Raw genomic sequence first — 25,012 nt, forward strand, 5'->3', positions numbered from 1 at the left:
CACCCCTAGTCGACTCGCCCGCACCCGTGATGTTTGAGAGATCGCGCCCGCGGGTAGAACATCGGACCGGGCGGGAGTGGAGGACCGATGAGGCGTTGGTTGAACTGGCCGGTGCTGCGGCAGGTCACCGGCCCCGACCGGTCCGGACGGGGAACCGCGGCCCGGTCGGCCAACACCGACGAGCTGCGTGCGCGCACCACTCGAGCGGATGATGTCGTCCGGTCGGTGTGCCCGTACTGCGCCGTCGGCTGCGGCCAACGGGTGTTCGTGCAGGACGGGGAGATCACCCAGATCGAGGGCGACCCGGAATCGCCGATCAGCCGGGGCCGGTTGTGCCCGAAGGGTTCGGCCAGCCGCGAGCTCGTCACCTCTCCGCTGCGCGAGACCAAGGTCCGCTACCGGAGTCCCCACGGCACCGAATGGCAGGATCTCGACCTCGACACCGCGCTGGACATGATCGCCGACCGGGTGCTGGCCACCCGCGAGGAAACCTGGGAGGACACCGACGCCGACGGCAGACCGCTGCGGCGCACCATGGGCATCGCGAGCCTCGGAGGAGCGACCCTCGACAACGAGGAGAACTACCTCATGAAGAAGCTCTACACCGCCCTCGGTGCGGTCCAGGTGGAGAACCAGGCGCGCATTTGACACTCCTCCACGGTGCCCGGTCTGGGTACCTCCTTCGGGCGCGGCGGCGCCACGACGTTCCAGCAGGACCTCGCCGAATCGGACTGCATCCTCATCCAGGGGTCCAACATGGCCGAAGCCCATCCGGTCGGATTCCAGTGGGTCATGGAGGCCAAGAAGCGCGGCGCCACGATCATCCACGTCGACCCGCGCTACACCCGCACCTCGGCGGTGGCCGACAAGCACGTCGCGCTGCGCGCCGGTAGCGACATCGCGTTCCTCGGCGGGCTGATCAACCACGTGCTGAGCAACGACGCTTACTTCCACGACTACGTCGCCAACTACACCAACGCGGCGATGATCGTCGGCGAGGACTTCCGCGACACCGACGACCTCGGTGGGGTGTTCTCCGGCTTCGACCCCGAGGCGGGCAGTTACGACACGACCAGCTGGCAGTACGAGGGCAGCAGCGCCGTTCCACCGGTCGGCACGCACGGGCGGGAAACCCCCGAGCCGAGCAGCGAACACGGGCGCGAGCGGGCGAGCAGCAAGCCCGAGCGCACCGGATCCGGCGGGCCCGTCTACCACGGCCGTCCGGAGTCCGATCCCTCGCTGCAACACCCGCGGTGCGTGTTCCAGCTGCTCAAGCGGCACTACGCCCGCTACACCCCGGATGTGGTGGAGGAGGTCTGCGGGATCTCCCGCGAGGACTTCCAATGGGTCGCCGAGCGGCTGGTCGCCGCCTCCGGAAGGGACCGCACCGCGGCCATCGCCTACGCCGTCGGCTGGACGCACCACACCGTCGGCGTGCAGTACATCCGGGCGGCCTCGATCCTGCAGCTGCTGCTGGGCAACATCGGCAGGCCCGGCGGCGGCATCCTGGCGCTGCGGGGGCACGCCAGCATCCAGGGCTCCACCGACATCCCGACGCTGTTCAACCTGCTCCCCGGTTACATCCCGATGCCGCACGCGCACACCGATGCCGATCTGGAGTCCTTCGTGACCGAGGACGAGGGTGCCAGCGGTTATTGGGCCAACATCCGGTCCTACCTGGTCAGCCTGCTCAAGGCGTGGTGGGGTGAGCACGCCACCGCCGACAACGAGTTCTGCTTCGACCGTCTGCCCCGGCTCACCGGCGACCACGGCACCTTCCAAACCGTCGTCGACCAGATCGAGGGCCGGTGCAAGGGCTACTTCGTCATCGGTGAGAACCCGGCGGTGGGCACCGCGAACGCGCGGCAGCAGCGGATGGGGCTGGCCAACCTCGACTGGCTGGTGGTGCGCGACCTGAACATGATCGAGACCGCCACCTTCTGGAAGAACGGTCCCGAGATCGAAACGGGCGAGATGCGCACCGAGGACATCGGCACCGAGGTCTTCTTCCTGCCCGCGGCCGCGCACACCGAGAAGGACGGCACCTTCACCAACACCCAGCGGTTGCTGCAGTGGCACCACAAGGCGATCGAACCGGCCGAGGACCGGCGCAGCGACCTGTGGTTCTTCTACCACCTGGGCAAGCGGATCCGCGAGAAGGTCACCGACGAGCACTCGCGCGATCGGGCGCTGCGGGAGCTGACCTGGGACTACCCGACCGAGGGCGCGATCGGGGAACCCAGCGCGGCCGCGGTGCTGGCCGAGATCAACGGCTACGACGATCGGGGCGAGGCGCTGAGCGCCTACACCCAGCTGCGCGCGGACGGCTCCACCAGCTGCGGGTGCTGGATCTACTGCGGCGTCTACGCCGGCGGCGTCAACCAGTCCGCGCGCCGCAAACCGGGCTCCGAGCAGAGCTGGGTGGCCCCCGAGTGGGGCTGGGCCTGGCCTGCCAACCGCCGCATCCTCTACAACCGGGCCTCGGCCGACCCCGACGGTCACCCGTGGAGCCGACGCAAGGCCTACGTGTGGTGGGACGCCGAGCGGGGCCAGTGGACCGGCCACGACGTGCCCGACTTCGACAAGTCCAAGCGTCCCGACTACCGGCCCGCTCCCGAAGCCACGGGCCCCGCCGGGCTCGCGGGCGACGAACCGTTCATCATGCAGAGCGACGGCCGGGGCTGGCTCTACGTGCCCGCGGGACTGGTCGACGGCCCGTTCCCGGCGCACTACGAGCCGCAGGAATCGCCGCTGCTCAACCGGCTGCACCCGGATCAGCAGCGCAACCCGGCCCGCCAGATCAACTCCCGGCCGGAGAACCGCTACCAGCCCAGCGGGCCGGAACCGGGTGGCGACGTGTTCCCCTACGTGTTCACCACGTTCCGCCTCACCGAGCACCACACCGCCGGGGGCATGAGCCGCACGCTGCGGCACCTCTCCGAACTCGCGCCCGCGATGTTCCTGGAGGTCTCCCCGGAGCTGGCCGCCGAGCGCGGGCTCGAGCACGGTGGCTGGGCCACGGTGGTGACCGCGCGCAGCGCGATCGAGGCCCGGGTCATGGTCACCGAGCGGATGCGACCGCTGCGGGTGGGCGGGCGCGACCTGCACCAGATCGGCATCCCGTGGCACTGGGGCCCCAACGGGCTCACCACCGGGGACGCGGCGAACGAGCTGCTCGGCGTGGCGCTGGACCCGAACGTGCACATCATGGAGACCAAGGCCGGGACCTGCGACATCCGGCCCGGCCGCCGTCCCCGCGCCGCTGCGCTCAACCGGCTGGTCACCGAGTACCGCGAACGCGCGGGCATCGACGAGCGGACCGGCACCGAGCACGCCGACCACCCGCGACGGGAAGGGGAATGAGCGTGAACCAGCCCATCGGCCCGCTACCGGATCCGGCGGGCGAGACCGGGTACGAGCAGCACCCGGAGCGCGTCGGGTTCTTCACCGACACCAGCGTGTGCATCGGCTGCAAGGCCTGCGAGGTCGCGTGCAAGGAGTGGAACCTGCTGCCCGAGGACGGCATGTCGCTGACCGGGATGTCCTACGACAACACCGGTGAGCTCAGCGGGACCACCTGGCGGCACGTGGCCTTCGTCGAGCAGCGCGGGCGGGCGGTCGACCTGGGCATGCCCGAGGTCGGTTCGCCCGATGCCGAGCAGGTGCGCTGGCTGATGTCCTCGGACGTCTGCAAGCACTGCACGCACGCGGCCTGCCTGGACGTGTGTCCCACCGGCGCGCTGATCCGCACCGAGCACGGGACCGTGCTGGTGCAGGACGACGTGTGCAACGGGTGCGGGTACTGCGTCCCCGCCTGCCCCTACGGCGTGATCGACATCCGGCCGGACACCGGCGGGGCCGCCAAGTGCACGCTGTGCCAGGACCGCCTCGGCGCAGGCCAGATGCCGGCCTGCGCGACCGCGTGCCCGACCGAGTCCATCCAGTACGGCCCGCTCGACGAGCTCCGCGAGCGGGCGGCTCAGCGCGTCGACGAGCTCCACGAGCAGGGCGTGACCTCGGCCCGGCTCTACGGTCAGGACCCCGACGACGGAGTGGGCGGTGACGGGGCGTTCTTCCTGCTGCTCGACGAGCCGGAGGTCTACGGCCTGCCACCGGACCCGGTGGTGACCACCCGCGATCTGCCGTCGATGTGGGCGCACGCGGCGGTCGCCGCGGGAACGGCCGCTGCGGTGATCGCGGCGTCGTTCCTCGGGAGGCGCCGATGAGCTACTACGGCACGCCGGTGATCAAACCGCCGGTGTGGAAGGTCCCGGACGTGCCCGCCTACCTCTACCTCGGGGGCATGGCAGGTGGCAGCGCCGCGATGGCACTGCTCGCCGAGGTCACCGGCAGGCGGCAGCTGGCTCGCACCGGGCGGCTCGCCGCCGCCATCGGTGCGGGAGCCAGCGTCGTGGCGCTCGTGCACGACCTGGGCCGTCCCACGCGGTTCCTCTACATGCTGCGGGTGATCAAACCGACCTCGCCGCTGAGCATCGGGTCCTGGATCCTGGCGCCGTTCTCGGGGCTGACCGCCGCGGCCGCAGCGAGCGAGCTCACCGGTCTGCTGCCGCGCACCGGCAAGCTGGCCGGGGGAGTGGCCGGTGCGCTCGCCCCGGCGATGACCACCTACACGGCGGTGCTGCTGTCCGACACCGCAGTGCCCGGCTGGCACGAGGGCCACCGCGAGCTGCCGTTCGTCTTCGCCGGTAGCGCGGTCGCCAGCGCCGGGGCGGTCGGCTTGGTCGCAGCGCCCGCCGAAGCGGGCCCGGCTCGCCGGATGGCGGTGGCGGGTTCGGTGCTGGAGCTGGCCTCCACGCACCGCATGGAGCGGCACCTGGGCCTCGCCGCGGAGGCCTACCGCACGGGTCGCCCGGGACGCGTGCTGCGCGCCGCGCGCGTTGCCACGGCCGTCGGCGCGGCGCTGGCGCTGCCGGCCGGATCGAGTCGTCTGGCCCGGTTCGCTGCCGGGGCGTGCCTGACCGCGGGCGCGATCGCCACCCGCTACGGGATCTTCGAGGCCGGACGGGAGACGGCCCGCGATCCGCGCTATACCGTGGAACCGCAGCGGCGGCGAATCGGGCGATGAACCGCGTTCTGCCCGGTGCGCGGAGAATGTGGCGCGGTGCACTGATCGAATTCGGTCGAATGCGGACTGTACGCACCCGCAAGTAGGACTTATGGCCTAGCTCTCACCGAGCGTGACTGAATTTTGCGGGAGCATTCGATTGCCGATCAAGAAATGACCTGGGATTTCGGCCAAATCGTCGCGATCTTGATTACGTTTCTATGACGACTGCCACTCCGCCGTGGTTTGGATAGCGGTTTTTCGCTACGTAGCGTGCCCACCGTCGGCCTCCCCGAGCCGATGGCAACACCGGAAGCCCGCAGCGCCGAGCCCTGTCGGCGGGCTCTCCGGATCCCCGACACACGCGACGGCAGGGGCGCGGCGCTCGGTCACCCGACCGACCGCGCAGGCCTTTCTGGAGACGAAAGCACATGGGCAAGCACCGCAAGTCCGCTTCCAGCCGCAACATCACCCGGGCCGCCGTGGCGGGCGCCATGGTCGCCGCGCCGTTCGCGCTCGCGATGCCGGCCAACGCCGCTTCCACCTCGACCTGGGAGGCCGTGGCGCAGTGCGAGAGCGGCGGCGACTGGCACATCAACACCGGCAACGGCTACTACGGCGGCCTGCAGTTCAGCCAGTCCACCTGGTCGGGCTACGGCGGCACCGAGTACGCCTCGAACGCCGCGCAGGCGAGCAAGGCGCAGCAGATCGCCGTGGCCGAGCGCGTGCTCGAGGGCCAGGGGCCCGGCGCCTGGCCGGTGTGCTCCAAGGAGGCCGGGCTGAGCTCCTCGGGCGGCGCCCAGCACCAGGACGTGTCCTCCTCGAGCAACGAGTCCTCGAGCAACGAGTCCTCGAGCAGCAGCTCCTCCTCGGAGCAGAGCTCCGGTTCCTCCGAGCGCGAGGTCCGCAAGACCGTGCAGGTCGACGGCACCGTGACCGTGCAGGCGGGCGACACGCTGTCCAAGATCGCCCAGCAGTACGGCGTGGACTGGCGCCAGGTGTTCGAGGAGAACAGCAACATCGTCGACGACGCGAACCTGATCTTCCCGGGGCAGCAGCTCGTCATCAAGTGACCCACCCGGTCAGCGGACACGGGTGAAACAAGGGACCCCGCCTGCCTCTCTCCGGCGGGGTCCCTTGTGCTTCCGGCCTCGGTTCGACGGTGTCGGACTTGGTAGATGTTCCAGGGTGGGGTTCGCGTGGCGGCGCGGGTGGCGGAACCTCGGACGCCGTCGGGATCCCGCGACTTGAGCGGCCTCACCAGCGCGGCGCTGCGGCCGTCCTCGCCCGACGACGTCTCGACTGAGTCCCGCACCGCACGCGGCTCCGCCGCAACCGAAACCTCTCCCCGGTCGGCTGCGGCGTGTCGGTCATTGGGGCTTCTGGCGACGCAGTTCGGTGCGGATGTCCCAGGCCGTCCAGCTGACTCCGGCGAAGACGAAACCGCCCAGCAACAGCAACAGGAATTCGATCACGGATGACTCCCTTCGGATCTTGACGGAGATCGTCGGGATCAATTCCGAGCGTAATCGCACGAACTTTGATATCCCAGCGTATTGCCACAAAAAACCTGATCGGGTGAGCGTGTCGGCTGTCCATCACGTCCCCGGGTCGAAGTGTGCGGCGTGGCGCGCAGTTCTGCGAGGTCAACAATTCGGCGCCCGCCGAAATTGATCACATAGCGTTCCCCGTGTCCGCTTCGACGGGTGAACAACTCCCGAAAGCGCGATCCCTCGGCATGTTGCGGGCGAATCGGCCCGGCGACGTCGGATCATAGGTCCGAGCGCGCTCATCGCCCTGCCTGCACGGTCCCCGCCCCCCGGACGTCCGCGCACGCCTACGGAAGGGAGAGCTCGAGGTGAATTCCGACCGGCTTCTGGCCGTCGCCGAAGTGTCGTCCTTGCACGGATGGGTCGGTCCCGCCGCCGTCCTCGCCGGTGTCCTGCTACTGATCGTCGCGCTGGTTCGCCGCAGCCGGGTCACACTGGCCAGGAAGCGACGGGCGGCGAACCCCAGCACGGCCGACTGAGCCCCGAGCACCGCGTGCTGGTGTTCGCGCCGCCCCTAGCCGAGCTGAACGTGCCGCTGCGACGGCCGTTCGAGGGGGAGGGGACGCATGGCCGATACCACTCGCAAGACCGGGCAATCCCAAGTTCGCGGAGAGCCAGCCGACCAACCGTTCGCCGAACCGCGGACCGGACAGCGCTGGAAGGTCATACCGCCACCGCAGCCGGACCGGCGGCCGCGCAAGATGGGCCCGCGCACCACGCTGGCCATCCGCGCCGGACGACTCGCCGCCACCGCCTCGCAGCGGTTCGGGCTCGGCAGCGGAGGCATCATCGGGGGCCGACTGGCTCTGAGCCTACAACCGGAACTGCTGCAGCGGCTGGCAACCGGTCGGCGTGTCGTGATGGTGACCGGCACCAACGGCAAGACCACCACCACGCAGATGGTCGCCGAGGCGCTGCGGGCCCAGGCGCCTGCGGTTAGCAATGCCACCGGCGCGAACATGCTCGACGGCCACGTCGCCGCGCTGATGACCCGGATGGACGCCCCGTTCGCGGCTCTCGAGGTCGACGAGCTGCACCTGGCCCAGGTCACCGAGAAGTTCTCCCCGTCGGTGATCCTGCTGCTCAACCTCAGCCGCGATCAGCTCGACCGGGTCGGCGAGGTGCGCACGGTGGCCGCCAGCCTGCAACGCGCGGTGTCCCAGGCCCCGGAATCCGTGGTGATCGCCAACCGCGACGATCCCAACATCGTCTTCGCCGCCGAGGGGCATCCCCGGGTCACCTGGATCTCCGGCGGCGCGCGGTGGAAGGACGACGCGCTGAACTGCCCGCGCTGCGGCGCCTTCCTCGGCGATGTCACCGGTGACTGGCGTTGCACCTGCGGACTGGCCCGCCCGGCAGCTGATTGGGCGGTCACCGACACCGGTGCGGAAGGCCCGGGCGGCATCCACCACGACCTCGGGCTGGCCCTGCCCGGCCACGTCAACCGGATCAACGCCACCTTCGCGCTGGCGGCCGCGCTGCAGCTCGGTGGCGACCCGGACGCGGCGCTGGCCCGGGTGCGGCAGGTGAACTCGGCCGCGGGGCGCTACGACACCGTGCGGATCAACGGGCGCAGCGTCCGGCTGCTGCTGGCCAAGAACCCAGCGAGCTGGCTGGAGATGCTCGACCTGGTCGCGGCCACCGACGACCCGCTGGTTCTGGTGGTCAACAGCCGCGAAGCGGACGGTTACGACGTCTCCTGGCTGTGGGACATCGACTTCGAGGTCCTGCGGGGACGCGAGGTCGCCGTGGCGGGCGACCGCGCGCTGGACCTGGCGGTGCGACTGCGCTACGCCCAGGTGCGCGCCACCGTGGCCTCCACGGTCGAGGTCGCCCTCGGCGGCACCCGCGGTGGCGTCCCGGACGTCATCGCCAACTACACGGCATTCCGCGACCTGGTCACTCGGAGCAAGCGATGAGCGCGCCGGTACGCATCGCGATGGTGGTGCCCGACCTGCTGGGCACCTACGGGGACCGGGGCAACGTCACGGTGCTGGCGCAACGGTTGCGCTGGCGCGGCATCGACGCCGAGATCGTCACCGTGCTGTCGTCGGAGAGCGCCGTTCCCGAGGACTGCGATCTGTACCTCATCGGCGGCGGCGAGGACATCGCCCAGGTCGCCGCGGTGCAGTTCCTGCGTCGGGGCAACGGACTGGTGCGGGTGGCTTCCCGCGGCGTTCCGGTGCTCGGCATCTGCGGTGGTCTGCAGGTCCTGGGCACCAGCTTCGTCACCGGCGACGGGCAGCGGCACGACGGGCTCGCGCTGGTCGACGCCACCACCGAACCGGGTGATGGACGCGCCATCGGCGAGATCACCGCGCAGTGCACGATGGGCGGAGTCGGAATGCTCACCGGCTTCGAGAACCACCTCGGCCGCACCGTGGTCGGACCCGGCGCGCAGCCGCTGGGCCGGGTCGTGCGGGGGATCGGCAACGGCCACGACGACGTCGAAGGCGCGGTGGCCGGGCACGTGGTCTGCACCTACATGCACGGACCGGTGCTGGCCAGAAACCCGAAGCTCGCCGACCTGCTGTTGGAGTGGGCGATCGGGGAACCGCTGGAGCCGATGCCCGATCCGCCGGAGCTCAAGGCGCTGCGCACCGAACGAACCCGGGTGCACGTGCGCAACCGCAAGTGAACCGCGTCAGCCCCGGAGGCGACCGAGCCTGTGCAACACGGGCTTGACCTCCGGGGCGCGCATCAGCACCAGCACGCCGAAGCTGACCGCCAGCACCACGACGGTGTGCACGACCAACGCCAGCCACGCGTCGGCCTGCTCGCCCAGCGGACCGATCAGCGCGCTCAGCCCGCTCAGGATCGCCACGGCGCAGGCCGCGGCGATTGCGCTCGCCACCACGGCCCGCAGCACCCCGGCCATCGTCGCGCGGGTGCGCAGCGGTCCCAGGCGGACCCGCAGCCAGATCTGCCCGATGATCGCCCCCACGAGGAAGCTGGCCGACATCGCCGCGGTCACGCCCAGCACCAGGTCGTGCGGGTCCAGCGTGGCCAACACGACGTAGCACAGCGCGCTGCGCACCGCGACCATGATCACGTTGATCCAGGTCGGGGTGCGCGCGTCGCGCATGGCGTAGAAGGCGCGCAGCTGCAGCATCGTGATGGCGAACGGAACCACTCCCGCGGCGGCGGCGCCGAGCGCGAGCCCGAGCCGGTCGGCCGCGGAGACGTCGCTGGCTCCCAGCGAGAAGAAGGCGACGCCGAGCGGTCCGCCGGTGAGCACCAGCAGGGCGCTGACCGGCATCAGCAGCACCGTGCTCATCCGGGTCCCGAGCGCCACGTCGTCGATGAAGGCGGTGGTCTCGCCGTTGGCCGCCGCGCGGCTGATCCGCGGCATCAGCGCGGTCAGCAACGACACCCCGAGCACGCCGTAGGGGACCTGGGACAGCAACCACGCGTAGTTGAACGTCGAGACGCTGCCGGGCGTGCCCTGCCCGGCCACCCGGATGATCACGATCATGCCGATCTGGCTGACCAGGGTGTAGAGCACCACCCAGCCGGCCAGCCCGCTGAATTCGGACAGCCGCCGGTCCCATCCCCAGTTCCAGCCGTAGCGGAAGCCGTTCCGGCGCAACGACACCGCCATCACGGTCATCTGCGTGGTGATGCCCAGCAGCGTGCCCAGGCCCAGGACCAGCAGCTTCGGCTCGCCCATCCGAACCGGGTCGGTGGTGATCTCACCGGGCATCGCGGCGTACACCACGACCGTGGTGATCACGACGAGGTTGTTGCACACCGGGGCCCAGGCCGGGGTGCCGAACACCCCGCGCACGTTGAGGATCGCCTGCAGCAGCGCCGACATGCCGTAGCACACGATGCCGGGCAGCAGCAGGTAGGCGAACGCCGTGGTCAGCTCGGCGTTGGCCCGGGTATCGGGACCGAGGTACAGCGCGGTCAGCAGTCCCGCGCAGGCCACCGCGATCGCGGTGGCGACCACCAGCAGCACCCCGCCCATGGTGATCATCCACCGCGCGTAGGCCGCGCCCTCCTCCGGTCCCTTCTCCTGGGCTTTGACCAGCAGCGGGACGGCGATGCTGGTCAGCACGCCGCCGAGCAGCAGCTCGTTGACCACCGTGGGCAGGGTGTTGGCCACGGTGTAGGAGTCGTTGACCATCCCGAGGCCGAGCACGGCGACCAGCAGCACCTTGGCCAGCAGGCCGCTCACCCGGCTGGCGGCGGTGGCCACCGCCATGGCCGCGCTTGCGCGCGCCAGCGAGGGACGGCGAACGTCGGTGTCGGCCTGCTCGACCACGTGCATCCTCTCGCGGATCTTCGTCGGGTTCCTGCCGAAGGTGCCACGAAACCCCGGCGCTCGCCGCCCGGCGCCGATCCGTGGGATGCTGATCGCAGGCACCGGGAAGGGGGTTGTCCGGTTGATCGTGTTCGGTGGACTGCTGGTGGCGGCAGGCATCGTGGTGGCGGTGGTTCTCGGTGGTGATGCCGGCGGGTGGTTGCTGCCGGTCGGTCTGATCGCCGCGGGAATCGGCATGGGGATCGCGGGCGTGGTCGCCAGGATCCGCCGCCGCATCCCGCTGCTGGCCGCGGTTCGCGCGCACCGCGCGGCACCCGTGCGCTCGCCCAAGGCTCAGCTGCGGGCCTTGCCCGGGATGCTGCGCGCGACGGCGCGCGGCCAGAACCCCGCGCTGCCGCGCTACCAGCTGGCGCTGTGGGCGCTCGCGCTGGTCTACCTGGTCTCACCGATCGACTTCATCCCGGACTTCCTGCCCCTGCTGGGCATCGGTGATGACATCGGCGTGGGGACCTGGCTGCTGACCAGCCTCTACGCCGAATCCGGCAACTACGTGGCGGCGAACGAGCCGGAGCCGGAACCAGGCTCGCAGCGCTAGTCCTCGTTGAGGGGCCGCGTCGCTCGGTGGTGCGGGCAGCGGAACCGGGACTTCTCGCGTCGCCCCGATGCAGGTCGAGCTCCGTGCTCAGCGCGACGCCGCTTGCGAACCCGCATGCCGAGTCCCGCGCTGGAAGCAGCGGGGCAGCCGCGCTCCCGAACAGCTCCTAGACGTTCGGTTCCGCTGGCTCGCTCGCGCGACGCCCTCGGCGGCCGAACACCACGTGATCGACTGCCAGACGTCCCGAGCTGAAGCCGAGCGCGAGCGTGGCGACACCGATCGCCAGGGGCAGTTCGAAGCCCATCGGGGTGAACAGCCCGTTTCCGAGGTGCACGAACACGATCGCGCCCGCCATGTCGATGGCGACGGCGATGCCGACCAGCGGCATCAGCACGCCCAGGATCAGCAGCACCCCGCCCGCGAGTTCGACGACGGCCGAGTACCAGGCGGACACGCCCGGGATCGGTACGCCCATGCTCTGGAAGTCCTCGGCGGTGGCCGAGATGCCGTTGGTGATCAGCTTCTGCCAGCCGTGCGCGATCAGGATGATCCCGATCCCGATCCGGCCGACGATCAGAAAGAAGTCGCGGAGGGCCTGCATCACTGCCTCCCGGTTCGGCTCGCGCGGCTGATACGGGAAGTGTGCGGGCCTGATGGCGGGGCAGCATCCGCGCCCATCCGTTCGGGGGCTCTGGTATATCGGGATATGATATCTCATACTGGCGTGGTCGAAGATCCAGCAACGACGCTGATCGGGAGATCGCGATGAGCCAGCAGTTATCCCGGCAAGAACCCGCCGTGCCCGTGGGTTTCCTCTCCTACCTGCGGTCGTTCGGCCCGGGAATAGTGGTCGCCCTGAGCTGGGTGGGCACCGGCGACCTGATCGACAACTCGGTGGCCGGCGGCAACTACGGCTACGCCCTGCTGTGGGTGTTGCCGGTGGCGATCGCGCTGCGGTTCGTCTTCGTCAACGCGCTGGGCAAGTACGTGCTGTTCAACAAGCGGGACGACCCGAGCATCACCCGCGGCCTCGCGAGTCTGCACCCGGTGATGGGCTGGCTGCTGCTGGTCTCCTTCGTGCTCTACATCCACCTGCTGCTGTCGTTCAGCCTCAGCGCGGTGGGTGTGGCGATCTCCGGGCTGGTCGACGGCGCGATCCCGCCGTTCGTCGGGGCGCTGATCGGCGCCGCATCGGTGTTCCTGGTGACCGCCAAGGGTGTCTACGGCGTCGTGGAGAACACCTTCAAGGTCGTGCTGGCGCTGATGGTCCTGGCGTTCGTCCTGGCCATCGTGCTGGTGGGCATCGACGTGCCCGCGCTGGTGGAGGGCCTGGCCTTCGACATGCCCGAGCGCAGCGGCCCGTTCGACGCCACCCTCGTCTCGGCCAGCCTGGTGCTCGCCACCATCGGCTCGATGGCCAACCTCTTCTATCCGGAATTCCTGCGCGAGAAGGGCTGGTTGTCGGCCAAGTACCGCCGGGTCCAGCAGTACGACCTGGCTTTCGGCTCGATCGTGGTGTTCGGGCTCGGTGTCGTGGTCTGGGCCCTCGGTGCCGAGGTCCTGCACGGCGGTGGCGGCGTCTCCGAAGCCGGCGACATCGCGGGTGCGTTGCAGGCGGCCATCGGCCCGGTCGGCGCGCTGATCTTCTACTTCGGACTGCTGGCCGCGGGTTGGACCACGGTGGCCGGTTCGGTGTTCGCCTTGGGCAAGATGGTCGTGGAGGCCCTGCACGCGGTGCGACCGTCCAGGGCGGGCCGATACAGCAGCCGCGCCAAGGACCCGGTCTACATCGCGGTCGTCCTCTGGGGACTGACCGCCGTCCTGTGGACCCTGCCGGGCGGTCCGGGCCTTGTTCCGCTCGTGGTCGTCAGCCACGTGCTGACCGCACCGTTCCTGGTCCTCATCGTCTTCGGGCTCATCGCCCTGCTGAACAGCCGCGCGGCGATGGGGCAGGACCGGAACGGTTGGCTGGCGAACCTCGGCCTCGCCCTGGTGGCGACACTGGTCTGCGTAGCCGCCGCACAAGGCCTCTACCAGGCGTTCACGGAGATCACCTGATCCCCTTCGGACCGCGGTAGCGACAGTTTTGCCTAAAACTGTCCGGACAGAACGGACACGATCTTGCGACAGTTTTAGGCAAAACTGTCGCCGCCAACCGAGGGGTGGTCCGACCGGTGTCGGTCGGACCACCCTCCGGTCAGGGGGTCACTTGAGCAGGTTGCGGGCCATGACCATGCGCTGGACCTGGTTGGTGCCCTCGTAGATCTGGGTGATCTTGGCGTCGCGCATCATGCGCTCGACCGGGAAGTCCCGGGTGTAGCCCGCGCCGCCGAAGAGCTGCACCGCGTCGGTGGTGACCTCCATGGCCACATCGGAGGCGAAGCACTTCGCAGCCGCGGAGATGAAACCGAGGTCGGCCTCGCCGCGCTCGGCACGAGCCGCGGACAGGTAGACCATGTTGCGCGCGGCCTCGACCTTCATCGCCATGTCGGCGAGCATGAACTGCACGCCCTGGAAGTCCGAGATCGCCTTGCCGAACTGCTTGCGCTCCTTGACGTAGGCGATCGCCTCGTCCACGGCGCCCTGGGCGATGCCCACGGCCTGCGCACCGATGGTCGGGCGGGTGTGGTCCAGGGTCTTGAGCGCGGTCTTGAAGCCGGTGCCGGGCTCGCCGATGATCCGGTCGGCCGGGATCGTGGCGTCCTCGAAGTACAGCTCCACGGTCGGCGAGCCCTTGATGCCGAGCTTCTTCTCCTTCGGGCCGACGGTGAAGCCCGGGTCATCGCCGTGCACCGCGAACGCGCTGATGCCGTTGGCGCCCTTGTCCGGGTCGGTCACGGCCATGACGGTGTACCACTTGGACACGCCGCCGTTGGTGATCCAGCACTTGCTGCCGTTGAGCACCCAGTGGTCGCCGTCGAGGTGCGCGCGGGTCTTCATCGCGGCGGCGTCGGAGCCCGCCTCGCGCTCCGAGAGCGCGTAGGAGGCGGTGGTCTCACCGGACGCGATCGCAGGCATCACCTGCTTCTTCAGGTCCTCGGAGGCCGAGAGCAGGATCGGCATGGTGCCGAGCTTGTTCACCGCGGCGATCAGCGAGGAGGACGCGCACACCCGGGCGACCTCCTCGATCACGATGCAGGTGGCCACCGAGTCGGCGCCCTGGCCGCCGTAGGACTCGGGCACGTGCACGGCGTTGAAGCCGGACTTGACCAGCGCGTCGAGGGCCTCGGCGGGGTAGCGCTCCTGCTCGTCCACCTCGGCGGCGTACGGCTTGATCTCCTTTTCGGACAGGGCGCGCACCGCTTCGCGCAGCGCGTCGTGCTCCTCTGCGAGCTGGTAGGTGCCGAAGTTCGGGTCCACCGGGTCCCTCCTAGGTCCCGCGCCGTGTCGGCGCCGGAGTCGTGCTTGGTCCGCGCGTCACGCGGTCATCGGATTGACGCCATCGTAACGGCACTGAGTGCCACCGACAATTCGGCGGTGCTATATTCCGGCCATGTCCGAGGCAGCCGCCGCACCGAAGCCCCGCGCCGGTCGCACCGCGCACGGCAGGCGCAAGGTCCGCAGTGCCCTGGCGGTGGCCGCGCTCGATCTGTTCGCCGAGCAGGGCTTCGAGCAGACCACGGTGGATCAGATCGCCGACGCCGCAGGAGTGGGTCGGCGAACCTTCTTCCGGTACTTCCGGGCCAAGGAGGACGTCGTGTTCCCCGGCCACGACGAGCGGTTGGCGGAGGTCGTCGAGCGCTTGGAAGCCGCCGACCCGACGGCGTCACCGCTGCGCGTGGTGGGCGAGACCGCCGGGATGGTGCTGGAGATGTACCTCGACGAACCCGAGGTCTCGCTGCGGCGCTTCGAGCTGACCCGGCAGGTCTCGGCCCTGCGGGACAAGGAGATCGCCAGCATCGACCGCTACCAGCGGGTCTTCGCGCGCTTCCTGCGCCGGTGCTTCAGCGATCAGCCGGACGGGGAACTGCACGCGGCGGTCGCCGCGGCCGCGGTGGTGGCCGCGCACAACCACGTGCTGCGCCAGTGGCTGCGCAGCGGTGGGCAGTTCGACGCTCGAGCGGCTCTGCAGGAGGCCATCGGGCAGCTCGACCAGGTCTTGTCACCGCAGTGGCCGAGCGGGGGAGCGGTGGCAGGTGACGACTCGGTGGTGGTCGCCGCGGTGCGCACGAGCGCCTCGCCCGGTGTGGTGCTCAAGCAGCTGCGCCATTCGCTCGGCGAACTCGAGGACTGATCTCGCGGCACTCAGTGCCGGATTCGATCTTCGAACGCAACATGTTGATCACATCTGCGCCTTCAGTGCTCGGTGAAAAACTCCTCCGAAGAGCCCGCGTCGCCGAGCTCGCTTCAGCGCCCGGAAGCCGCCAATCCGGAAACCGGCAACTGCGGGCACAGCGAAGCGGTTCCTACTGGAGCGGGCAGCGGGGGCTGTGCCGTTCGACGTCGACCGCGATCTCGATCAACTTCGCGCTGAGAAGGCCGCGCTTGCGGGGGAGCGCTACCGGCCAACGGGCTGCAACTTGATCAGCCAGGTCTCCCGGTTCGCCATGTCGATAACATCTATTCCGTCAGTGTCAACTGAAACTCAATCGCACGCGACGCGCTCGCGCACCCGGGCGAGGACCGGGGCGAAGCTGTCCGCGTACATGCCGTGGACCGTGTAGTTGGTGAATCCGTAGCGTTCGCGGTTGCGCATCAGCTGGTCGGCCATTTCTTCGACGGTGCCGATCAGGAGGACGGGCGTCTCCAGGATCTGCTCGGTGGTGAGGGAGTCGCCGAGACGGCTCCGCAGGTCCTCGGCGGCGGCTTCGCGATCGTCTGCGGGCACGACCATCTGCAGCAGCGTGGCCCATTCGATCTCGTCGGCCCGTGCGCCCGCGCACGTCCTGGTGAAGTGCACGCGGTCCTCGACCTCCGCGGCCGTGGCCGGCTGGAGGGTGCCCGGTGGTTGTCCGTTGACCTGTCGAATGCCCGCGAGGTTTGACGATGTCGGCGGTTTCGGCCGCGTGACGAACGACCTGGTCGCCGGTTCCGCCCACGATCAGGGGTGGTCCGGTGCCGCCGAAGCCGTGGTTCTGCACGGGTTGCAACACGGGTATGCCGTGTTCGGCGCGCAGCTCGGCCTGCAGTTCGTAGCTGTGGGAGGCGAACAGGCGAGCGAGCTCGTCGATGGTCTCGCGCATCTCGCGCACGCGGGAACCGAGGGGTTGCCAGTCGATTCCGGCCTCGTCGAACTCCCGCTTCACGTGCCCGGCGCCGATGCCGACCTCGAGACGTCCGCCGGTGAGGACGTCGGTGGTGGCGATGTCGCGGGCCAGCATGGCGGGGTTCCAGAACGACGAGTTGAGCACCAGGGTGCCGACCCGCAGGTGTTCGGCGGCCTGCGCAGCTGCCACCAGGGAGGGGATGCCGAGGTGGTCGGCGCCGAAAAGCGCGTCGTAGCCGAGGGATTCGATGTGGCGGCAGGACTCGGAGAACTCGGCGGCCGCGCCGAGGCCGTGGATGTTCGCGGCGAAGCGGAAGTCGGACATGCGGCCGTGCTGTCGCTTCCGGACGCCGGTGGGGCCGCGGTTCACCTAGGACGGAGCGCCGCCGAATTTTTGTATAGTGTTTATAGCTTCAGTGTAAACTGAAACTAAGGACGACCAGCCGGACTGCCGGTAGCACGCGCCAAAAGACCCACAGTTAGCTCTTTTTCGCCAGATCAGGGACGAGCTTGAACGGCATGTGTTTGGAGATGCCAGTGCTGCCCCTGGTCTCGGCTTGCTCTTCGCCTGCGGTGACGTGTCGCTCGTTAGTGATCACGTGGGGAGCGGAGCGCCGTCGAGCACCTGTCACAGCGGCGCGGCCACATCGACCGCGACCTGCTCGCCCGCATCTCCCCGGTCCTGCTGGAACACGTGAACCGCTACGGCACCTACGACTTCCCCGTGGAGGGCGAACGCTCCCGCAGCGGCTACCGCTCCTTGCGGGAACCGGGCACGGGGCTGGGGAAGCTCAGAACGAAAGGTTGTGCTTGTACCGTCCGTGATTATCGCGGATTCTCCTCAAGACCAGCGGCACCTTCGGATCGGGGCGCAGACTTCAGCTCACCAGGTTGGCTGCGGCCTCGTCCATGTGGCTGCGCACGAACTCGCGGGCCTCGCGGGCCTCGCCGCGTGCGATGATGTCGACGATCTCGACGTGCGGGCCGACGTCCATGTTGGCGACGGCGCGGTCGCGGCCGGCCCACATGACCGACATCCGGATTGCGCCCTCGAGTCCCTGCCAGGAGCGCAGCAGGACGGGGTTTCCGGAGAGCCGGCACAGCTCGCGGTGGAAGGTCAGGTCGACTTCGATGCGTTCGCCGACCTCAGCGTCCTGGTTGTCGACCATCGCCTGCACGGCCTCACGTAGCACGGCCACTGCGGAGTCCCGGTCGGGGCGAGCGGCGAGCGACTCGGCGGCCAGTGACTCGAGGGCTGCCCGGACGGCGAACAGGTGGACGATCTCCTCGGCGTCGAGGGTGCGAACCGCGAGCCCGCCCTTGGCGCTGGTCGAGACGATGCCCTCCTGTTGCAGCTGGCGCATCGCCTCCCGCAGCGTGCCGCGACTGATTCCGAGCTTCTCGGAGAGGTCGGTCTCCACCAGGTGGGTGCCGGGCGCGAGCTCGCCGGTGCTGATCGCCCGTCGCAGCGCGTGCAGCGCCTGTTGACGGAGGCTGGTGCGTTCGAGCCCGGCGAGAGCTCCAGAGTTGGTGTTCATCGTTTCCTTCACGGTCGTTGGCCGGTCCAGCCTACCGGCTTGTCGACTGTTGACCTACCGGTGTGCGGCGCCGTGCATGGCACGGATCCGCTCGACGAGCTTGTTGGTGCTGACGCCGTACCGGTCCGAGAGCGTTGGCAGTGCGCCGGCGTCGAGAAACTCGTCGGGCAGACCGACGGGGGTGACTTGCCGGCCAATCCCGTCGCGCACCGCTGTGTGGGCGACCGCGTCGAACAAGCCACCGATGACCGTGTGGTTCTCGCAGGTCAGCACCAGTCGGTCCTTGCCCAGCTCGCGCAGGATCGTCTCCTCGTCGAGGGGTTTGAGTGTTGGGACGTGCAGGACGGCCACGTCGATCCTGTCGGCATCCAGTTCCCGGGCAGCCTCAAGCGCACGCTCGGTCATCAGCCCGGTGGACACCAGGAGTACGTCGGCACCGTCCCGGACCAGTTTCGCCTTGCCGAGCTCGAAGGAGTAGTCGTACTCGTCGAGCACCCGTGGCACCTTGCCCCGCAGGATTCGGGTGTACGTCGGGCCGTCGTGCGCAGCCAGCTGCGGCACCGCCTGCTCGATGTCCACGGCGTCGCACGGGTCGACGATGGTCAGCTCGGGCATGCCGCGCAGGATCGCGACGTCCTCGGTGGCCTGGTGAGAGGGTCCGTAGCCGGTCGTCAGCCCCGGCAGTGCGCACACCATGTTGACGTTGAGTCCGGCCTCGACGACGTCTAGGCAGAGAAAGTCGTAGGCCCGGCGGGTGGCGAAGACCGAATACGTCGACACGAAGGGGACGAACCCCTCCATCGCCAGGCCGGCGGCGGCGCCCACCAGTGCCTGCTCGGCCATCCCGATCTGGTAAAAGCGCTCCGGCATCGCGTCGCGGAAGATGTGCAGATCGGTGTACTTCGCCAGGTCGGCCGAGAGGCCGACGATCCGGTCGTCTTCCCGGGCGAGGCCAACCAGGGCATGACCGAGGGGCGCGGCGGTGACGCGTTGGTCCTCGCGGGCCAGCGAGGCGCTCATGGCGTCGGAGGTGAGCCGCTTCGGGACGGCCGTGGCGGTGCTGGTGTGGGTGCTCATGCTTCGTAGGACTCCTTCAGCTGCTGGTGGGCCGTGGCCCATTCGTCGGGGGCGACCCGCATGAAGTGCAGTTTTTCCCTGTTCTCGAGGAACTCCACGCCCTTGCCGAGCCTGGTCTCGACGACGAGGCAGCGCGGCTTGCTCGCCTCCTCGGCCCGCAGCTCCTCCAGGGAGGTGAGCAGGGCCGGCAGGTCGTGGCCGTCGACCCGGCGGGCGACCCATCCGAATGCCTCGAACTTCTGGTCGACCGGATCCATCTCGAGCACTCCGCTGCTCTTCCCGTCGGCTTGCTGGTCGTTGAAGTCCACGATCGCGATCAGGTTGTCGAGCTCGTGGTGCCCGGCGACCGCCGCGGCCTCCCACGTCGAGCCCTCGTTGAGCTCGCCGTCGGAGAGGATGTTGTAGACGAACGCGGGGTTGTCCTTGCGCTTGAGGGCCATGGCGATTCCGTTGGCGATCGTCAGCCCGTGGCCGAGCGAGCCACCGGAGATCTCGACTCCCGGCGTGTAGGAGGCCATCGCCGACATCGGCAATCGCGAGTCGTCGGTCGCGTAGGTGTCCAGCTCTTCCGCGGGAAGCACCTTCGCTTCGACCAGTGCGGCGTAGAGCGCGAGCGCGTAGTGCCCGATCGAGAGCAGACAGCGGTCGCGGCCCTCCCACGCCGGGTCGTCGGGCCGCAGCTCGAGCTGGTCGGCGTACAACACGGCGAGCACGTCGGCGATGTCGAGCGCCTGCCCGATGTAGCCCTGCCCCTGCACCTCCGCCTGGATCAGGGCGTTGCTGCGGATGTTGAACGCGGTCTCGCGGATGCGCTCGAGCCGTTTCTGACGGGTGTCGGTGGACCCGACAGGGATCCTCTCGCTGGTCGTGCGGGTGCTGTCTGTCGTCATCTGGCGCCTCCAGTGGTGGGGTCGATTGCGGGGTCGTTGTGGGGTAATGCCGTGGGCGCGGGTGCGCGATAGGTGCGGATCACCTGGGAGTCGTCCTGCTCAGCCAGGCCGGCGTCGGCGGCGGCACGGAATCTGGCGGTCGCGGCCTCGAGCAGCGGCGCGTCCAATCCCGTCGTCGCCGCGATGTCGGCCACCAGCCCGGAATCCTTGACGAAGATGCCGACGGCGCTGGTCACCTCGGTGTCCGGGCCTTGGAGCATCCGAGGCCCACGGTCGTTGAGCATCCAGGACCCGCCGGCGCCACCGGCGAGGGCCGGAAGGACCTCCGCGGGGTCGAGCTCAAGTGCTTCGGCCAGGGCGAGCGCCTCGGCGGCAGCGACCAGATGGACCGAGCACAACAGCTGGTTCACCGCCTTGACTGCCTGTCCACGGCCGGCCTCGGCCCCGCAGCCGACCACCTGGCCGAGTGCGTCCAGCGCCGGGCGCAGCCGGGCCAGCGCCTCAGGCGGTCCCGATGCGAAGAGCAGCAGCTCGCCGGTGCGGGCGCGGGACACACCCCCGGTGACCGGCACGTCCAGCACGCTCACGCCCTCGGGCGCTGCGGCGACCAGCTCCGTGACTACTTGGGGTCCCACCGTGCTCATCACGACGAACGTGCTACCTGGGGCCATGCGGGTGAGCACACTGTCAGGGCCGAGCGCGATCGCCCGTAGTTGTTCGGGCGTGGCGACCATGCACAGAACGGCTTTCGCCGCGTCCGCGGACGCGATGCTCGTCGTTGTACTCATCCCCTCGTCGGCAGCGCTCTGTAACCGGCCGGGGTCGTTATCGACAGCGGTGACGTCGAAGCCGGCCCGGGTCAGCTGCGTGGCCATCGGCAGCCCGATCGCACCGATGCCGACGAAGGTGATGGCCGGGGGGATCGGCGGGGTCATAGCTTTCTCTCCCCTTTCCGGGGCTCAGAGCACGAGGCCCAGCAGCAGGCAGACGCCGAGCCCGACGACGGCGAACGTGGACTGAGCAAGGGTGTAGATCTTGAACGTGCCCTTGACGGTGAATCCGAGCATTTGCTTGAAGATCCAGAAGGTGTTGTCGGTGACATGGCCGCCAAACGCCGCTCCCGTACCGGCGGCAAGCAAGATGAGGATCGCCGGGGTAGAGATCGTGCCCACGATCGGCGCGAGCAGCGTGGCCGCGGTGATAGCCGCCACCGACGCCGATCCCTGCGCAAGCCGCAGCACCGCAGCGACGATCCAGGCGAGCAGGACCGGGATAGACGCGTTGGCGGAGAATGCGCTGCCGAGCATGTCGCTGATACCGACCTTGTTGATCACCTCACCGAGCGAACCGGCGACGCCGGTGAAGAGCAGGATCGAACCGGAGGTCTGGGCGCCCTTGGTGATCAGGTCGTCGATGCCGTCGCGCCCCACGACCGGGACGGCGAGCACGATGCCGATCAGCAACCCGATGATCAGGGCGACGACGGGGCTTCCGAGGAAGGCGAGGACCGCGATCGAGTTGCCGGTGACCTCACCGATGGTGTTGATCACGATGAGCACGATCGGGACGAGGACCGGCAGCATCGCGACGAGGAGCGGCTGCTGGCGCGTCTTGACCGCCGGGCTCCGCGCTGTGCCCGGACCGTCGGAACGCGTCGTAGTGGTGTCGGCCTCGGCCACCGCGAACAACGAGTCGTCAAAGTCGGGTTCGCGGTCGGTGTCCGGGTTGAAGATCAGCCTCATCAGCCGGTCGTGCAGGAAGATGCTGCCGAGGATGAAGACGATCCCGAGCGGCACACCCCACAGCAGCACCGTGCCGAGCGGGACGCCCAGCGGGCCGGCGATGGTGACGGCGGCGACGCCTGGCACGACGATCAGCAGACCCACCTCGAGACCGATCGCGAGGGCTCCCGCGAGTGTGGCCAGGCTACGGCCCGTTCGCTTGGCGATCGCGCCGGCGATCGGAGCGAGGATCACCAGCGCGACATCGAAGTAGATCGCCGGGAAGACGATGCCGGAGGTGAGTCCCAGCACGTACGGCGACCGTTTCGGGCCTGCGAGAGCGAGGAACCTGTCGACCACGCGTTGCAGCGTGCCGGTGGCCGAGAGGGTCGTCCCGATCATCACGCCGAAGCCGATGATGAGGCCGACTTCCGCCATCAGGCTGCCGAACCCGTCGGTGACAGCGCTGACGGAGTCGGCGAATCCCATGCCGCCTGCGACGCCAAGGTAGAGCGCGCCGACGACCAGCGAGATGACGGGGTTGATGCGTAGTGCCACGATCATCAGCACGATGCCGATAACCGTGATGCCCAGGTGTGTCAGGAGTAGAGCGTCCACGGGGTTCTCCGGGGGATCGGACGACGGTGGCCGATGGTCAGTGGTTCGTCAGTGCAGGTGGCTTCCGCCGTTGACATCGAGGGTGACGCCGGTCAGGTATGAGGAGTCCTCCGAGCAGAGGTAGGTGATGGCCGCCGCGACCTCCTCGGTCGTCGCGGTACGGCCGACCGGAATCGAACTGGCGATCTGGGCTTCCTGCTCGGCAGAGCTGCCCACCCGGATGTCGGTGTCGACCGCGCCGGGGGTGACCGCGTTGACGGTGACCCCGGTCGGTCCGAGCTCGCGGGCCAGTGCCTTGGTGAAACCGAGGATGGCGGCCTTCGCGGCGGAGTAGGGCACCTTGCCGAAGACCCCGCCGCCACGCTGGGCAGACACCGACGACATGTTGACGATGCGCCCCCAACCGCTGTCGACCATCGAGGGAAGGAACGCCTTGGTGACCAGATAGGTCCCGGTCGCGTTGACGTCCATCACCTGCCGCCACAGCTCGAGCGTCGTGTCGAGGAAGTCGACCGGCGAGGTGATCCCGGCGATGTTGACGACGGCCCCGACCTCGGGCAATCGGCCAGCCGCGACCTCGTCGGCCACCGCGTCCCGCGCGGTGTTGACCGCGGTCTCATCAGCGACGTCCACCGCGTGTCCGAACGCCGGTACGTCGTGCTCCGCGGCGATGGACTTCGCCACCACCCCCGCGCGGTCACCGGCAAGGTCGAGGACGACGACAGCCCAGCCGTCGCGGGCGAAACGTCGCGCGGTGGCGATGCCGATTCCATTCTCACTGCTCGCTCCGGTGATGACGGCCGTGCGTTGCGGACTCATGGGGCTCCTGTTCGGGCGGGGCGCTGTGGTTCCGAGCACACTAGGACTGTTGTCTGTTAACAGTCAACCCTCAGAAGTCGGGGCGCCGGGTCTGGGGAAGAGCCGTGAGAAGATGAACGCTATCGACCAGCTGGGCGGTGTCTCACCAACGATCGTTCACGAGACGCGCTTGCTCGCGCAGCGTTTTCGCAGGTCAATTCTGTGATGCAACCCGTGTCCGCGTCGTCGGAACGCTGTCGGGGGTTCGCGATACAACTGCGCTCATGCGGATGGGCTACGGACGAGTCTCCACCCGTGACCAACACCCCGGCGCTTAAGCCGACACCCGCCCCACGATCCACCGGTACCTCAAGCCCACGAGCTAACCGCTGATTTTTAGGCGCGTGCTACTGGTAAACCCAGCCGACGAAACCGCCGCCGAGAGCGAAAAAGCCCCGCATCCCGCGTACGCGGGATGCGGGGCTCGGCCCGGAGCGGTGCTCAGGCCAGGTGCGCCTCGAGGGCGTCCGCGCCGGCCGGAGCACCGCCCGCGCGGATCACGGCCTCGCGCAGGCGGGTGAGGTTCGCCCGCACCTTCTGGTCGATGGCCATCCGGTCCACGGCGTCGCGCAGCTCGGTCGTGGTGACGGTCTCGGGGTCGAGCTTGATCCCGACTCCGAGTTCCTCGGCGCGGGCGGCGTTGGCGGCCTGCTCGGCCATCTGCGGGACGGCCACGATCGGAACTCCGCAGTAGAGCGACTCCATGGTGGAATTCATGCCGGTGTGCGAGATGAACGCGGTGGCGTGCCGCAGCACGGCGGGCTGCGGGAACGAGGTGCGCACGTCGAAGTTCTCCGGGATCTCGCCGAGTGCCCCGATGTCGATGCGGTTGCCGACCGACATGGCGACCTGCCACTGGGTGTCCGCGAACGCCTCGATGCACAGCCGGTAGAACTCCGGGCGGTCGTTGAAGGCCGTTCCCAGCGAGATGAACAGCAGCGGACGTCGCTGATCGGCGGGCTGGTAGGTCTCGTTCTCCCGGTCGCCCAGCGACGGTCCGATGAAGTGGAACCGCTCGTCGAAGGTCTCGTGCTCGAGCTGGAACTCCTTGGGCAGGAACACGAGGTTGAGCTCGGCGGGGGTTCCGCCGACGAACGCCGGGACGTCCACGCCGAACTCCTGACCGAGCTCGGCGACTGCGGCCTGGATCCGCTCCAGATCTTCGGCCGTGGGGCCGGACTGACCGGTGTGCGCCGCCATCATGCGCTGACGCAGGTCGAAGTTCTCGTTGGAGGCGAAGCTCGGCGTCAGCGCGATGGCCGGGATTCCGAGCTTGTCGCCCAGCATCCGCCCGGTCAGCGTGATCATGTCGAAGCAGACCGCGTCCGGCGGGTTGGCCGCGAAGCGGTCGAGCAGGATCGGCATGCTCTGACGCACGTCGGTGAGGAAGAACTCCGTCATCATCCGGATGTGCTCCGGGTCGAGCTTCGCGCCCGGGTTGATGTCGGGCATCCGGGTGGGCAGCTCGACGACCTCGGCGCCGGTGGCGCGCACCGCGTCGGCCTGATCGGGTCCTACCGCGTAGCTGACCGCGTGTCCTCGGTCGATCAGCTCGGAGACCAGCGCCAGTGTCGGGTTGACGTGCCCGGAGGCGGGAACGCTGACGAACAGGAAGTGCTTCTTCATG

The 25,012-nt window shown here is 69.1% G+C and carries 22 protein-coding genes and 1 pseudogene; 10 read left to right on the forward strand and 13 right to left on the reverse strand.

Going from position 1 to position 25,012, the window contains the following annotated elements:
* Positions 1-87: 87 nt before the first annotated feature.
* A complete protein-coding gene (gene fdh / locus ABD289_RS16030) occupies positions 88-3,363 on the forward strand; it encodes a formate dehydrogenase (protein ID WP_344132680.1) in 3,276 nt (1,091 codons plus the stop codon).
* On the opposite strand, the gene ABD289_RS25350 is transcribed toward fdh, so the two are convergent.
* Positions 3,281-3,466 (reverse strand): GlyGly-CTERM sorting domain-containing protein, encoded by a 186-nt coding sequence (locus ABD289_RS25350; protein ID WP_425564698.1) that lies wholly within the window; start codon positions 3,464-3,466, stop codon positions 3,281-3,283. The genes fdh and ABD289_RS25350 overlap by 83 nt on opposite strands.
* Between ABD289_RS25350 and ABD289_RS16035 the strand changes: the two genes are divergently transcribed.
* From ABD289_RS16035 to ABD289_RS16060, 6 genes are all read left to right on the forward strand, one after another.
* The gene (locus ABD289_RS16035; protein WP_425564713.1) at positions 3,378-4,226 is read left to right on the forward strand and encodes a 4Fe-4S dicluster domain-containing protein; all 849 of its coding nucleotides are present in this window, start codon (positions 3,378-3,380) and stop codon (positions 4,224-4,226) included. The genes ABD289_RS25350 and ABD289_RS16035 overlap by 89 nt on opposite strands.
* Positions 4,223-5,086: an NrfD/PsrC family molybdoenzyme membrane anchor subunit gene (gene nrfD, locus ABD289_RS16040; RefSeq protein ID WP_344132687.1), complete on the forward strand. Its 864-nt coding sequence runs from the start codon at positions 4,223-4,225 to the stop codon at positions 5,084-5,086. Before ABD289_RS16035 ends, nrfD begins: the two co-directional genes overlap by 4 nt.
* Positions 5,087-5,496: 410 nt before the next feature.
* Complete coding sequence (locus ABD289_RS16045) at positions 5,497-6,138, forward strand: transglycosylase family protein (protein WP_344132690.1); 642 nt, start codon at positions 5,497-5,499, stop codon at positions 6,136-6,138.
* A 785-nt stretch (positions 6,139-6,923) separates the two neighbouring features.
* A complete protein-coding gene (locus ABD289_RS16050; RefSeq protein WP_344132693.1) occupies positions 6,924-7,094 on the forward strand; it encodes a hypothetical protein in 171 nt (56 codons plus the stop codon).
* 87 nt (positions 7,095-7,181) lie between these two features.
* A complete protein-coding gene (locus ABD289_RS16055) occupies positions 7,182-8,534 on the forward strand; it encodes a MurT ligase domain-containing protein (RefSeq protein WP_344132696.1) in 1,353 nt (450 codons plus the stop codon).
* The gene (locus ABD289_RS16060; RefSeq protein WP_344132699.1) at positions 8,531-9,253 is read left to right on the forward strand and encodes a type 1 glutamine amidotransferase; all 723 of its coding nucleotides are present in this window, start codon (positions 8,531-8,533) and stop codon (positions 9,251-9,253) included. Before ABD289_RS16055 ends, ABD289_RS16060 begins: the two co-directional genes overlap by 4 nt.
* A gap of 6 nt (positions 9,254-9,259) precedes the next feature.
* Here ABD289_RS16060 and murJ read toward each other — a convergent pair whose 3' ends face one another.
* Entirely contained in the window at positions 9,260-10,888 is a 1,629-nt protein-coding gene (gene murJ / locus ABD289_RS16065; RefSeq protein WP_425564700.1) for a murein biosynthesis integral membrane protein MurJ, read from the reverse strand.
* Positions 10,889-11,009: 121 nt separating this feature from the next.
* Between murJ and ABD289_RS16070 the strand changes: the two genes are divergently transcribed.
* Positions 11,010-11,477 carry a YkvA family protein gene (locus ABD289_RS16070; RefSeq protein WP_344133627.1) on the forward strand — a complete coding sequence of 156 codons (468 nt, stop codon included), beginning with the start codon at positions 11,010-11,012 and terminating at the stop codon, positions 11,475-11,477.
* A gap of 166 nt (positions 11,478-11,643) precedes the next feature.
* Here the strand turns inward: ABD289_RS16070 and ABD289_RS16075 are convergent, their stop codons facing one another.
* Complete coding sequence (locus ABD289_RS16075; RefSeq protein WP_344132705.1) at positions 11,644-12,078, reverse strand: DoxX family protein; 435 nt, start codon at positions 12,076-12,078, stop codon at positions 11,644-11,646.
* A 164-nt stretch (positions 12,079-12,242) separates the two neighbouring features.
* On the opposite strand from ABD289_RS16075, the gene ABD289_RS16080 reads away from it, so the two are divergent.
* Positions 12,243-13,535, forward strand: a complete 1,293-nt coding sequence (locus ABD289_RS16080; protein WP_344132709.1) for an Nramp family divalent metal transporter — start codon at positions 12,243-12,245, stop codon at positions 13,533-13,535.
* Between the two features lie 147 nt (positions 13,536-13,682).
* Here ABD289_RS16080 and ABD289_RS16085 read toward each other — a convergent pair whose 3' ends face one another.
* Positions 13,683-14,837: an acyl-CoA dehydrogenase gene (locus ABD289_RS16085; RefSeq protein ID WP_344132712.1), complete on the reverse strand. Its 1,155-nt coding sequence runs from the start codon at positions 14,835-14,837 to the stop codon at positions 13,683-13,685.
* A gap of 133 nt (positions 14,838-14,970) precedes the next feature.
* Between ABD289_RS16085 and ABD289_RS16090 the strand changes: the two genes are divergently transcribed.
* Complete coding sequence (locus tag ABD289_RS16090) at positions 14,971-15,711, forward strand: TetR family transcriptional regulator (protein ID WP_344132715.1); 741 nt, start codon at positions 14,971-14,973, stop codon at positions 15,709-15,711.
* Positions 15,712-16,062: 351 nt separating this feature from the next.
* Here ABD289_RS16090 and ABD289_RS16095 read toward each other — a convergent pair whose 3' ends face one another.
* The 9 genes and pseudogenes from ABD289_RS16095 to ABD289_RS16135 all read right to left on the reverse strand — a co-directional run bounded on the left by ABD289_RS16095 (position 16,063) and on the right by ABD289_RS16135 (position 25,011).
* Entirely contained in the window at positions 16,063-16,377 is a 315-nt protein-coding gene (locus tag ABD289_RS16095; RefSeq protein WP_344132718.1) for an LLM class oxidoreductase, read from the reverse strand.
* Between the two features lie 127 nt (positions 16,378-16,504).
* Positions 16,505-17,008, reverse strand: a pseudogene (locus ABD289_RS25355) (LLM class flavin-dependent oxidoreductase); the annotation flags it as partial.
* A 553-nt stretch (positions 17,009-17,561) separates the two neighbouring features.
* Entirely contained in the window at positions 17,562-18,221 is a 660-nt protein-coding gene (locus ABD289_RS16105; protein ID WP_344132724.1) for a GntR family transcriptional regulator, read from the reverse strand.
* Between the two features lie 54 nt (positions 18,222-18,275).
* Positions 18,276-19,298 (reverse strand): transketolase family protein, encoded by a 1,023-nt coding sequence (locus tag ABD289_RS16110; protein WP_344132727.1) that lies wholly within the window; start codon positions 19,296-19,298, stop codon positions 18,276-18,278.
* Positions 19,295-20,188 carry a transketolase gene (locus tag ABD289_RS16115; protein ID WP_344132730.1) on the reverse strand — a complete coding sequence of 298 codons (894 nt, stop codon included), beginning with the start codon at positions 20,186-20,188 and terminating at the stop codon, positions 19,295-19,297. Before ABD289_RS16115 ends, ABD289_RS16110 begins: the two co-directional genes overlap by 4 nt.
* Complete coding sequence (locus tag ABD289_RS16120) at positions 20,185-21,123, reverse strand: NAD(P)-dependent oxidoreductase (protein ID WP_344132733.1); 939 nt, start codon at positions 21,121-21,123, stop codon at positions 20,185-20,187. The genes ABD289_RS16115 and ABD289_RS16120 overlap by 4 nt, the downstream gene beginning before the upstream one ends.
* 24 nt (positions 21,124-21,147) lie before the next feature.
* Positions 21,148-22,527 (reverse strand): GntP family permease, encoded by a 1,380-nt coding sequence (locus ABD289_RS16125; RefSeq protein WP_344132736.1) that lies wholly within the window; start codon positions 22,525-22,527, stop codon positions 21,148-21,150.
* A 48-nt stretch (positions 22,528-22,575) separates the two neighbouring features.
* Positions 22,576-23,346: an SDR family NAD(P)-dependent oxidoreductase gene (locus tag ABD289_RS16130; RefSeq protein WP_344132739.1), complete on the reverse strand. Its 771-nt coding sequence runs from the start codon at positions 23,344-23,346 to the stop codon at positions 22,576-22,578.
* Positions 23,347-23,826: 480 nt separating this feature from the next.
* Positions 23,827-25,011 (reverse strand): macrolide family glycosyltransferase, encoded by a 1,185-nt coding sequence (locus ABD289_RS16135; RefSeq protein WP_344132742.1) that lies wholly within the window; start codon positions 25,009-25,011, stop codon positions 23,827-23,829.
* Between the last annotated feature and the right edge of the window lies 1 nt (position 25,012).

The sequence above is a fragment of the Saccharopolyspora halophila genome (genome assembly GCF_039531955.1).
In the GTDB taxonomy this organism is placed as follows: Bacteria; Actinomycetota; Actinomycetes; order Mycobacteriales; family Pseudonocardiaceae; genus Saccharopolyspora; species Saccharopolyspora halophila.